The sequence below is a fragment of the Ketobacter sp. MCCC 1A13808 genome, assembly GCF_009746715.1.
Lineage (GTDB): Bacteria > Pseudomonadota > Gammaproteobacteria > Pseudomonadales > Ketobacteraceae > Ketobacter.
Window position 1 is genome coordinate 282,439 of record NZ_VRKW01000002.1, and the last position, 12,248, is coordinate 294,686.

Annotated in this window: 10 protein-coding genes; 6 read left to right on the top strand and 4 right to left on the bottom strand. The window is 51.0% G+C overall.

Annotated features, from left to right (window positions below; all coding sequences use genetic code 11):
• The first annotated feature begins 50 nt into the window (after window positions 1-50).
• Both FT643_RS05210 and FT643_RS05215 read left to right on the top strand, forming a co-directional pair.
• Window positions 51-572: a DUF4334 domain-containing protein gene (locus tag FT643_RS05210; RefSeq protein ID WP_156869896.1), complete on the top strand. Its 522-nt coding sequence runs from the start codon at window positions 51-53 to the stop codon at window positions 570-572.
• A gap of 200 nt (window positions 573-772) precedes the next feature.
• On the top strand, window positions 773-1,333 hold the full coding sequence (locus FT643_RS05215) for a cytochrome b (protein WP_156869898.1): 561 nt from the start codon (window positions 773-775) through the stop codon (window positions 1,331-1,333).
• Window positions 1,334-1,372: 39 nt separating this feature from the next.
• Here FT643_RS05215 and FT643_RS05220 read toward each other — a convergent pair whose 3' ends face one another.
• The gene (locus FT643_RS05220) at window positions 1,373-1,588 is read right to left on the bottom strand and encodes a hypothetical protein (RefSeq protein WP_317621949.1); all 216 of its coding nucleotides are present in this window, start codon (window positions 1,586-1,588) and stop codon (window positions 1,373-1,375) included.
• Between the two features lie 406 nt (window positions 1,589-1,994).
• On the opposite strand from FT643_RS05220, the gene FT643_RS05225 reads away from it, so the two are divergent.
• The 3 genes from FT643_RS05225 to FT643_RS05235 all read left to right on the top strand — a co-directional run bounded on the left by FT643_RS05225 (window position 1,995) and on the right by FT643_RS05235 (window position 5,810).
• The gene (locus FT643_RS05225; protein ID WP_156869900.1) at window positions 1,995-2,840 is read left to right on the top strand and encodes a formate/nitrite transporter family protein; all 846 of its coding nucleotides are present in this window, start codon (window positions 1,995-1,997) and stop codon (window positions 2,838-2,840) included.
• A gap of 119 nt (window positions 2,841-2,959) precedes the next feature.
• Complete coding sequence (locus tag FT643_RS05230) at window positions 2,960-4,690, top strand: bifunctional protein-serine/threonine kinase/phosphatase (RefSeq protein WP_156869902.1); 1,731 nt, start codon at window positions 2,960-2,962, stop codon at window positions 4,688-4,690.
• Between the two features lie 91 nt (window positions 4,691-4,781).
• Window positions 4,782-5,810, top strand: a complete 1,029-nt coding sequence (locus FT643_RS05235; RefSeq protein ID WP_156869904.1) for a 2-dehydropantoate 2-reductase — start codon at window positions 4,782-4,784, stop codon at window positions 5,808-5,810.
• Window positions 5,811-5,833: 23 nt separating this feature from the next.
• On the opposite strand, the gene FT643_RS05240 is transcribed toward FT643_RS05235, so the two are convergent.
• From FT643_RS05240 to FT643_RS05250, 3 genes are read right to left on the bottom strand one after another with little or no spacing between them, the layout of a single operon-like run.
• Window positions 5,834-7,366 (bottom strand): efflux transporter outer membrane subunit, encoded by a 1,533-nt coding sequence (locus FT643_RS05240; RefSeq protein ID WP_156869906.1) that lies wholly within the window; start codon window positions 7,364-7,366, stop codon window positions 5,834-5,836.
• 17 nt (window positions 7,367-7,383) lie between these two features.
• Window positions 7,384-10,533, bottom strand: coding sequence for an efflux RND transporter permease subunit (locus tag FT643_RS05245; RefSeq protein WP_156869908.1), 3,150 nt, complete (start codon window positions 10,531-10,533; stop codon window positions 7,384-7,386).
• Window positions 10,534-10,538: 5 nt separating this feature from the next.
• On the bottom strand, window positions 10,539-11,663 hold the full coding sequence (locus FT643_RS05250) for an efflux RND transporter periplasmic adaptor subunit (protein WP_156869910.1): 1,125 nt from the start codon (window positions 11,661-11,663) through the stop codon (window positions 10,539-10,541).
• A 158-nt stretch (window positions 11,664-11,821) separates the two neighbouring features.
• Between FT643_RS05250 and FT643_RS05255 the strand changes: the two genes are divergently transcribed.
• Window positions 11,822-12,244, top strand: a complete 423-nt coding sequence (locus FT643_RS05255) for a MarR family winged helix-turn-helix transcriptional regulator (RefSeq protein ID WP_156869912.1) — start codon at window positions 11,822-11,824, stop codon at window positions 12,242-12,244.
• The last annotated feature ends 4 nt before the right edge of the window (window positions 12,245-12,248 follow it).

A 12,248-nucleotide genomic window follows, 5' to 3' on the forward strand; every position in this document is an offset into this window, starting at 1 on the left:
CCGATGAATAGACCACACACTTTCACTTACTGACGCATGGAGCATCTACTATGAACCGGGCTTTTACATTGCTTACCGTTTTTCTTTTTGCCACGCTCTTTAGTATTAATAGCCAGGCAACCTACAAGCACCACAGCAATAAAAAACTGCAACAAAAATGGCAGGAAATAATCGACAGTGGCGGTGCCTATACCACTGAAGAACTTATGCCGCTGTTTCTTAAACTTAGATCCATCGACCCCGAAGCCATCATGGGGCAATGGCGGGGCGGTAAATTTGACGGTGGACTACCCGACCCGATTAACTGGTACGGTAAGCGATTCGTTAATATGGAGTATGTGGAGCCATTATTGGTCACCGCGCCGGACGGCTCCATTCAGGCTTATACCGGCTTAGGTACAGCGCGCCTGCGTGAGGTATTATTTGAAAATCGCGTGTCGACTTCACTCATCTATGACAATCAACCCATTATCGATTACTTCCGTAAAGTGACTGATGATTTAATTATTGGATTTGGTGAAGTCAAAGGGGAAGAAAACGAGGATTTCTTTTTCTATTTGATTCGTGAATAAAACTGCAGGTCGTTACCTCCCATTTCGAGCGCGATAAAGCGCGCGTTGTTTTCCGGATAGAAGAAACCAGTAGGCACATTCTGGTTTTTTCTATCCGTTACGTCTCTCCTTCATAATCTTCTCCCACGCGCTAAGCCGTTGTTATTTTGTTCGTTTTACTATAATAGTATTGTTTACTTACCTGTAGAGAGGGGAAGCACATGCAATTAGACAGTCCAAGCCAGTTTAGTAAAACAACATTAACGCTACATTGGATCGTCGCCATCACGGTCATCAGCCTGCTGGCGGTGGGTATTTATATGGACGAGACGGGGACCCATAGCCTGTATCCCTGGCATAAATCGTTTGGGTTCGTAATCTTTTTTGTGATTCTGGCCAGGGTGATATGGCGTATTAAAAACGGTTGGCCGGTTCCTGTTAGTCAATATCAAAGCTGGGAAACATTGCTGGCAAAAGTGGTTCACTACGTATTGATATTCGGCACCATCCTTATGCCGCTGTCGGGCTTTTTAATGTCGGCGTACGGGGGTAGTGGTGTTGACGTATTCGGTATTGAAGTGGTGGCGCGGAATATCGATCCGGAAAATCCCATGAAGTCGATGCCCCACAACAAAGCGATCGCGTCCTTTGCACACGAAACCCACGGCTTAGTCGGCTACACTTTAGTGGGCGCGGTTATTTTGCATATCGCCGGTGCATTAAAACATCACCTGATTGATAAAGACGGCACACTACGACGCATGTTGGGCTCTTCAGTATAGATGGGGTCATCCCAACCCGATTGCGCCTGGCATTTCAATTCAGCGGTCTATCTTAGTACCGATAAGGCGCTGTAGGATGGATTGGAATTCAGCCACACTCATATCAATATATTCGACTACTCTGCCGTACAACATGGTGGTGGGCACATTTCTGCCACCCAGTTCCTTTTGGGTTTGGTTCAGAACATACAACACGATACGCTCCTTTTTATTCAGCCCGTCGCGTACGTCCGGCAAATCATCATACGGATCCACTTCACACCTCATCCCCCTCAACGAGGGGCCTGTTCCAGCCCATTCCACGGAATACTATACCGAAATCAGGATCCGGGGATTAGAAGAAATCCGCCCGAATCCAATTCGCACCATAAAGGCGCACCAATAAAATCAAACCGCCCTAAACCAAGACGCCAAATGGACAAATTGCGGCGGCCTATAGAATTCACTCCGGCCACCGCACCAAACTGGAACAAAAATATTGGCTCGCATCGAAAATCATTAGATCTGCCTCTCACCTCAACAATATATTCCCTTATAAAACATAAACTTAATCTTAGCCCTCCGTTCTGGTTCATTTTTTGCTATTCCTCTGTCATATGGCTGCCTGGCTTCGGCGGGTCATAAGGGCAACTTTCTTTTATCTTTCTGTGAGAAGAGACCAATGGCTTATTTACTTCCTTCCGAGTTCGTCACCAAGATGATAGACGCAGGTGAATCGAAAATATTTATGTCCACCCGGGACACGCTTATTCGCTCCTATATGGCTGGCGCTATTCTCGCCCTGGCCGCGGTGTTTGCAGTCACCATCGCGGTTCAAACCGGCGTATTTCTGATTGGGGCGGTGTTATTCCCGGTCGGCTTCTGCATGCTGTATCTAATGGGGTTCGATCTGTTAACCGGGGTATTCGTTTTGTGCCCCCTTGCCCTGATCGATAAACGCCCCGGCGTCACCATGGGCGGTATACTGCGCAACTGGGGTTTGGTGTTTTTAGGAAACTTCGGCGGTGCGCTAACCGTCGCTTTTATGATGGCGTTTGTATTCACCATGGGATTCAATACCGAGCCCGGCCCGGTAGGAGCCAAAATTGCCGGTATTGGCGAAGCCCGTACCCTGGGGTACGCAGAATATGGTGCTGCCGGCTGGATGACCATTTTCTTCCGCGGCATGCTGTGTAATTGGATGGTGTCCATGGGTGTGGTCGGGGCCATGATTTCCACCACCGTAAGTGGCAAGGTTATCGCTATGTGGATGCCAATCATGCTGTTCTTTTTTATGGCATTCGAACATTCGGTAGTAAACATGTTTCTGTTCCCGTCCGGAATTATCATGGGCGCTGAGTTCTCCATTATGGATTACTTTATCTGGAATGAGATCCCGACTGTATTGGGCAACCTGGTGGGTGGACTGGCATTCACCGGCCTGACTCTGTATAGCACTCATGCCCGTACCGCTCCGAAGCGTAAACAGGCCGGTGTCGTTGCCGAGCCACGCAGTGCCACTGCTTAAGCCGGACCAAGGTTACTTTTAAATAGCGACAGTACCCCTGATCTTTTGCGAAACTAAAACGCCCAGGCTATCAACGTAGCCCGGGCGTTTTTTTTATTGAAAGCTGCCACGGGACAATCATGCCAAACCAACTGCAACTGTCTATCGGACAACATTCCGATAAAGGCCGCAAGGAAATCAATCAGGATTTTCACGGCGTAATGATCCCCAAAGAACCGTTATTGAGCACCAAAGGCGTCGCTATTGCACTAGCGGACGGAATCAGTACCAGTGAAGTCAGCCAGATAGCCAGCGAAGCGGCAGTGACCGGTTTCTTATCAGATTATTACTGCACTTCCGAAGCCTGGTCTGTTTCCAAATCGGCGCAACGGGTGCTATTAGCCAATAACTCATGGCTGCACGCTCAAACCCGGCAGAGCCAGTATCGTTACGAGCGGGATAAAGGGTACGTTTGCACCTTTAGCGGTATGGTAATCAAATCCAATACCGCGCACTTTCTTCACGTCGGTGATAGCCGCATCTATCGTTTGCGGGACAAGAAGCTGGTTCAACTTACGGAAGATCACCGGTTTTGGGTTTCTCAGGAACAGAGCTATCTGAGCCGGGCGATGGGCATTAATCAACAGGTGGAAATTGACTACTACTCGCAGCCAACGTTCTGTGGGGATGTGTATATTCTGGCGACCGACGGGGTTTATGAATTCGCCGATACCGACTACCTGCTTAATACCATCATCGAACTGGCCGACGATCTGAATCGTGCGGCCGCCAAGATTGTGGATCAAGCGCTGCAACAAGGCAGTGATGACAACCTGACTATTCAAATTGTGCGCGTGGATGCTGTTCCCGACCAAACCGCCAACGAAATTGTGCAGCAACTAACAGCACTGCCTTTTCCCGATTCTCTGCAACCCAGAGACAATATCGACGGCTACACTATCGTACGGGAACTGTATGCCAGTAGCCGTAGCCATGTCTATCTCGCGACCGATGACAACAGCGGCAAACAAATCGTACTCAAAACCCCGTCTGTCGATTTACGTCATGACGCGGCCTATCTTGAACAATTCTTAATGGAAGAATGGATCGCACGGCGCATTAACAGTGCCTATGTGTTAAAGCCCAGCCCTCAAGATCGCAAGCGACATTTTTTTTACATCGCACTGGAATACATTGAAGGTCAGAGCCTGGCACAATGGATGATTGACCACCCGAAGCCCGACGTGGAATCCGTGCGTCAGATTATTGAGCAAATCGTCAAAGGATTGCGGGCATTTCACCGCATGGAAATGTTGCATCAGGATCTGCGCCCGGAAAATATTCTGATTGATCAAAGCGGCACAGTAAAAATTATTGATTTCGGTTCAACCCGGGTTGCCGGGCTTCTGGAAATGGACGATACGCTGGATCGGAGCAGTGTACCGGGTGCCATTCAGTACGCCGCGCCGGAATATTTTTTAGGAGAGCCGGGATCTGAAGAGTCCGATCAGTTTTCTTTGGCTGTGATTGCCTATCAAATGCTGTGCGGACGTTTACCCTATGGCACCCAGATTCCGAAGATTCGTAACCGCAAAGCACTACGCAGCCTGAGCTATCAATCGGTTCTGGATGAAGAACGCGATATTCCGGTCTGGATCGATCACGCATTAAGAAAGGCGCTCAACCCGGATCGCTATAAACGCTATGAAGACTTGTTCGAATTTGTTCACGAGTTGCGTCATCCCGGAAGACGCTTTCTGAGTCAGTCCCGCCCTCCTTTGATTGAACGCGATCCATTACGTTTCTGGAAAGGGTATTCGTTAATTCTCACTTTCGCTGTACTATTTTTGCTTTATGACCGTTTCACTTGATTGGCCTGCTGTTGCGGCAGAATAAGGCTTTTGCTTAAAGCGCATTTTCCGCTAAGGTTTAACACCGACCATCAACCATAGCGGACCGGATATGAACACTTCCGAACTCAACAAGCTGACTCCCTGCAGAATTATTATTTTCGGCGCGGGCAGTGTTGGCTGTTATGTCGGAGCCAGACTGCTGTCTGCGGGCGCTAATGTCACCTTTGTCGGCCGCCCCCGTATGCGCGAAACGCTGCAACAACACCCGTTGCTCGCCACGGATTATCAGGGTTTTAAATTTGAAACGCGATTGCAGCCCAATCAATATCAAACCGACGCGGCCTGTGCCGCTAACGCGGATTTAGTACTGGTCACAGTAAAATCCGCAGCCACCGAAACGGCCGGTCTTCAGCTGGCTGAGTTTATCCGCCCTGGTACCGCCGTCATCAGTTTGCAAAACGGAATATCCAATTCTGCCCGGCTCGAAAAAGCGATACCGGATGCACAAATCCTGGCAGGCATGATTGCTTTCAATGTATTACACCAACATCCGGGGCATTTCCATCACGGAACTGAAGGTCATTTGATGGCGACGCGGCACCCGTCATTGAATAGCGCCTTGCCGTGGTTCACTAAAGCCGGACTGCCATTGCAACTGCGCGACGATATGGTTTCGGTTATGTGGTCAAAATTATTACTCAATCTGAATAACCCGGTGAATGCGCTGTCCGGCGTCCCCTTACTTGAGCAGTTGTCGCAACGCAATTATCGCCGCTGTCTGGCGATGGCCCAGGACGAAACCCTGGCGTTGCTAAAAGCAGCCCGTATTCCAATCGTCAAATTGACCGGACTACCTATGCCACTGATACCCACAATAATGCGTCTGCCGGACTGGATTTTTGCCCGCCTCGCCAAAACCATGCTGGCAATAGATCCAGTGGCGCGCTCCTCCATGTGGGAGGATCTGGAGGCAGGCAGAGCAACGGAAATCGACTGGATTAACGGTGAAGTGATTAAACTGGCCCACGCCCTGGGTCGAGATGCGCCCGTTAATCAGCACCTGACCCGCTTAATCCATGATTGCGAGCAACAACGAAGGAATTGGACTGCAGATGAATTACTGTCCGAACTGAGTTAAATCACCCAGCAACGCATTCCGATTCAACCTGAAACGGTGTTTGCTTTCCCGTCGCCCCCCGGAATCTCACAATCAATATTATAATCCTGGCTGTCTTTATCGCATGAGGTAGAAGAACCATTAGGCTTCACCACATCGGTCGCCTGCTCCTGCCAACCACCGCCTAACGCTTTGTACAAATTCACCTCGCTCACCAACTGACTCAGACGGTCTCCGATGCGGTTCTGACGTACCGTAAATAATTGGCGTTGCGCATCCAACAACGTCAGATAACTATCCACCCCGCTACGGTAACGCCGCTCGGCCAGATCGTAATAACGTTGGGTGCTTTTCAACAATTCCTGCTGCGAATGCAACTGCCGACCGTAGGTTTGACGTGCCACCAACCCATCCACCACTTCCTGGAAGGCAACCTGAATCGCATGTTCGTAGCGGGCCACACGGATTTTCTGTTCGATCTCGGCTACGTCAACCTGAGCCTGCAGTGCACCGCTATTAAAGATCGGCAGATTCAACGACGGTGCAATCATCCAGGTGCCTGAACCGCTTTCGAACAGGCCCGAGAGTTCACTGCTTGCGGTACCCGCGTTACTGGTCAGAGCGACGCTGGGAAACAGCGCGGCACGTGCTGCGCCAATATTGGCATTCGCAGCCCTCAACATGTGTTCGGCCTGCAGAATATCCGGCCGGCGCTGCAACAATTGGGAAGGTAACCCCGAAGGTATTTCTGCCAGCAGCGTATTTTCCAGGCTGGCATCACTCATCACCTCCTGCTGCAATGGATGACCGATTAAGAGCGCTAACGCGTTACGGTCACTGGCCACCTGTCGCTGATACACCGCCAGACTGACCTTGGTGCTGTCCAGCGAAGTGCGGGCTTGACTCAAATCCAGTGCGGACGCATTTCCGGCATCGAAACTTTGCTGCGTAATATCAAAATTACGTTGATAGTTTTGTAGCGTATCCTGGGTTAAGTCCAACAGAGTATGGTCGGCCAGTAACGTGAACCAGGCCTGAGCCACACTGGCCACCAAACTGATTTGGGTACTGCGCTGCACTTCCACATTCGCAAAATAGGTTTGCAACGCCTGCTCGCTCAAGCTGTCCAGACGCCCGAAAAAATCCAGTTCCCAGGCTGGCATTCCGACCGTAGCACTGTATTGACTGGAAATCTGCTCACGTCCGCTTGAAGATAAATCCGCAGGTACTCGCTGTCGGGTGCCCGCCGCCTCCACATTCAGTGACGGAAACAATTCTGCACGCTGAATCCGGTATTGCGCTTGATAGGCTTCCACCGTTAACGCGGCGATTCGCAATTCCCGGTTATTCTCCAACGCCTCAGCGATCAAACCCTGTAACACCGGATCGAGAAAATATTCCCGCCAACCCAGCGTTGCCGCAGCCGGTGTTTCGTCAGCATCTAACTGCTTATCTATTTCTGGATTATTGGTTTTCCAATTCTGCGGTATCGGCGCTTCCGGTTGCTGATATTCCGGCGCCAATGAACAGCCCGCTAACGCAAGCACGGCCAACCCAACGAGTGAAACCCTGGTCATAAAAATATTGGACAACCTCATACTGAAACCTCTGCATCCGGAGCTTGCTCCGTTTCTTTATTCTTACGCAGTTTTAAACTGAAATGGGTAATCAAAACAAAAAATAGTGGTACCGCGAACACCGCCAGTACGGTGCCACTGATCATGCCGCCAATAACGCCGGTACCGATAGCGTGCTGACTGCCGGAGCTGGCGCCACTCGCTATGGCTAATGGCACCACACCCAGAACAAACGCCAATGAAGTCATAATGATCGGACGCAAGCGCATGCGACACGCCTGCACCGCAGCACTCACCACCGGTTGCCCCTGATCCACCAGACTTTTGGCAAATTCCACAATCAGAATGGCGTTCTTGGCGGTCAGCCCGACGGTGGTTAACAAGCCCACCTGAAAGAACACATCATTGGACAAACCACGCATATACGTGAATAACAATGCACCGATCACCCCCATAGGCACCACCAACATGACGGAGAACGGAATGGACCAGCTTTCATAAAGTGCCGCCAGGCATAAAAACACCACCAAGAGCGAAAGCGCATATAAGGCAGGTGCCTGGGAACCGGATAAGCGTTCTTCATAAGACAAACCAGTCCAGGAGTGACCGATCCCCGGTGGCAATTGCTCCATAATCCGTTCTACGGCCTCCATCGCATCGCCAGAACTGTAACCCGCAGCCGGTGCACCTTGAATTTCGATCGCTTCCACGCCGTTATAGCGGGTTAATTTTGCCGGTCCGTAAACCCACTCACCACTGGCAAAGGCCGACATCGGCACCATTTGACCGGCGTCATTGCGAATGTACCATTTTGCTAAATCTTCCGGATTCATACGGGCATCGGCCTGTGCCTGCAGATACACTTTCTTCACCCGTCCCTGATCAATAAAATCGTTTACATAACGAGACGCCCAGGCGGTACTCACCATTTCGTTCACATCCGCCAGGTTCACTCCCATCGCCCGCACTTTCTCATCATCGATTAACAACTGGAATTGGGGTTGATCGGGCAAACCGTTTGAACGCGGCTTTTCGATCACCGGATCTTTCTCTGCTAATTCCAGAAACTGATCCCGCGCTTCCGTTAAGGCCAGATGGCCCAGTCCGGCACGATCCTGCAGATAAAAGTTAAACCCGGTGGCACGCCCCAACTCCATTACCGCGGGTGGCGCGAACGCAAACGCCATGGCATCACGGAATTGATCAAAGCGTTGCTGGGCGCGGTCCGCTAGCGCGGCGACCCCCAATTCTTCACTGGCACGCTCTTCCCAGGGCTTCAGCATAATAAACGCCATCCCGGCACTCTGGCCGCGACCTGAAAAATTAAAGCCCGTTACCGTAAATATCGACTGTACCGCGTCTTTTTCTTCGTCCAGCAAATACCGGCGCATATCATCCACCATGGCCTGGGTGCGGCCGGCAGTGGAACCGACTGGTGTTTGCACCTGGGCAAATAACACACCCTGATCTTCATCCGGTAAAAACGCGGTGGGTATGCGGGTAAACATCCACGCCATTAATCCCACTATCACCAGATACACCACCAGGTAAGGCACTTTATGCCGCAACATGGCGCTGACTCCGCCTTCGTAGCGGCTAACACCGCGCTCAAATGTGCGGTTAAACCAGCCGAAAAAGCCTCGTTTAGCGTGGTGTTCACCGGCTTTAATCGGCTTCAGAATGGTGGCGCACAAAGCGGGCGTAAAAATCAAAGCGACCAATACAGACAACGCCATCGCAGACACAATCGTGATCGCAAACTGCCGGTATATAACCCCGGTAGAACCACCGAAGAACGCCATCGGTACAAACACGGCCGATAACACCAACGCAATACCCACCAGAGCACCTTGAATCTGGACCATGGATTTACGGGTGGCTTGCAACGGCGACAAACCTTCTTCGGTCATCACCCGCTCCACGTTTTCCACTACCACAATGGCATCGTCCACCAGCAAGCCGATAGCCAGCACCATGGCAAACATGGTCAGTGTATTAATCGTAAAACCAAATGCCGCCAGCACGCCGAACGTGCCCAGCAACACGACCGGTACCGCCAGCGTGGGAATTAAAGTGGCCCGGAAATTTTGTAAAAACAAATACATGACCAGGAATACCAACACCACCGCCTCGATCAGGGTATGCACCACGCCTTCAATAGAAGCGGATATAACCGGGGTCGTATCGTAGGGATACACTACCTTTACACCAGGCGGAAAAAACGGCTCCAGATCGGCGATGGTATTGCGGACCGCCTGGGCGGTTTCCAACGCATTCGAACCAGTGGCCAGCTTAACCGCCAGACCCGAAGCAGGATTGCCATTAAACTGCGCATCGATCTGATAACTTTCACCCCCCAATTCCACTTTCGCCACATCGGAAAGGCGAACCTGAGCGCCGTTGGTATCCACCTTGAGCAAAATCTTACGGAATTCTTCGGGGCTCTGTAACCGGGTTTTACCGATGATAGTGGCATTCAATTGCTGATCACTCACGGCCGGCAATCCGCCCAGTTGACCGGAAGACACCTGCACGTTCTGAGCTTTGATCGCGTTGGCTACATCCGTTGGTGTTAATTGAAAACTGAGCAGCTTGGCCGGATCAAGCCAGATACGCATGGCATACTGGGAACCAAATACCTGAAAATCCCCGACGCCCTTAGTACGGGATATCGGGTCCTGAATATTCGCCACCAGATAATTGGCCAGATCGTTTTTGTTCATGCTGCCGTCGGTTGACACCAACGCCACCACCATCAAAAAGTTACGCACGGCTTTGGTAACACGAATACCCTGTTGTTGCACTTCCTGTGGCAGCAAGGGAGTTGCCAGCTGCAGTTTATTTTGCACCTGCACTTGAGCAATATCCGGATCGGTACCTTGCTCGAAAGTCACGGTAATCGACATACTGCCGTCGGAGTTACTTTCCGAGCTGATGTAACGCAGATTGTCGATGCCATTCATTTGTTGTTCAATGACCTGCACCACCGTGTCCTGAACGGTTTGCGGTGAGGCTCCGGGATAGCTCACGCTAATACCGACCGCAGGAGCCGCAATACTGGGATATTGATTAATGGGTAATTTGATAATGGCCAGAGTTCCCGCCAACATCACCGTAATGGCAATCACCCAGGCGAAGATCGGCCGGTCTATAAAAAATCTCGACATGGGGACTACTCCAGAGAGGTCTTAGTTAAGGTGACATTGGCAGCGGCCTGCACTTCCACCTGCATACCGGGTTTGATGTGCTGCAAGCCCTCGGTGATCAACTGGTCTCCCGCTTGCAACCCGCTATTGATTAACCAGCGATTGCCCACGGTCTGAACGGCGTCCAGATCGCGCTGTTCCACCTGGTTATCGGCATTTACGACGTACGCCACCGGATCGCCCCTGAAATTACGCGTGATACCCTGCTGCGGTGCCAAAATGGCATCATTGTCCACCCCTCCCACCAAACGGGCATGCACAAACAGCCCCGGCAGCAGGTTTTCATCGGGATTGGGGAAAATGGCGCGCAAGGTAACAGAAGCAGTACCTTCATCGACGTTCACTTCGTTGAACTTGAGCGCGCCGGTTAACGGGTACTCTGTGCCCTCTTCCAATGTCAGTTGCACCTTGGCAGAACCGTCACTGACTTTTTGCAGACGCCCCTGCTCGTGAGCCCGGCGCGACTTCAGCAGTTGCCGAACCGGCTGGGTTACATCCACATAGATCGGATCAAGCTGTTTGATCGTCGCCAGCTCGGCAGCCTGATTAACGCTGACCAGAGCCCCCTCACTGACCCGGGACCGGCCTATCCGACCGGAAATCGGTGCCCGAACCTTGGTGTATTCCAGGTCAATCTTAGCCATATCGTATTTGGCCTGCGCCTCCAACAGCGCGGCGTTGGCCTGTTCGTATTCGAGCTTACTAACGGCTTGATTTTCAACCAAATCCTTGTATCGTTTCTCTTTTGATTCCGCTAAAGCCAGGGTCGCTTTTGCACTCTTTAATGCCGCTTCATAGGTGGCAGAATCGATTTGATAGAGCGATTGGTTGGCCTCCACCAGACTGCCTTCCTCAAACAGACGCTCGAGAATGATGCCGCCCACCTGGGGGCGTACTTCAGCGGTACGGTAGGCCGAAGTCCGGCCAGGCAATTCCATTGTGTTTTCATAGACTTCAGCTTTTAACGTGACCACCCCGACTTTCACCGGAGGCATTTCTTTGGGGTTAGTTTCCTGACCGCAGCCAGTTAGCATCAGGGCTGAAAAAGCGAGTGCATAGAACCCGTAAAGACGACGACAAAACAAGACCATTAGGCCCTCCTACTGAACTCTTGGGATTTAGTTGACAAGGTCAATCATATATTTATATAGTTGACCAAATCAACTAGTATTTAAAATATTGAATTAGGTTTTTTTATACCAACTAATAATGACACCCCGGTAAATCACCACGACGACGGACACAGCAGATGAATCAACGAGCCTTATCACGGGCGATACGCACAACGTTCATGCAGTTAAAGCGTAATACGCAAAAGAAATACACGGCAACTAAACTGCCAATCCATCCGCGGGATGCCCACTTTATGGAACAACTGGAGCTAAACCCGGGTATGAGTCCGCAAGATCTGGCTCTGAAGAACGACATCGATAAGGCCTATATCACGCGCCGGGTTCGTGAACTGGAGCAACGGGGATTTATATCCCGAAGCCCGAATCCGGACGATCACCGTCGTGTACATTTGGCATTGACAGAAGCAGGCGCAGAGGTGATGACCCGGGGATTAACCCTGATGGAAGAATCGGAAGCGATGGTCTTTGCGAAACTAACAGAAGCCGAGCTACTGACGCTGTACGGGCTTTTGAAAAAATGCGTGTGTGATAAGAATTAATATA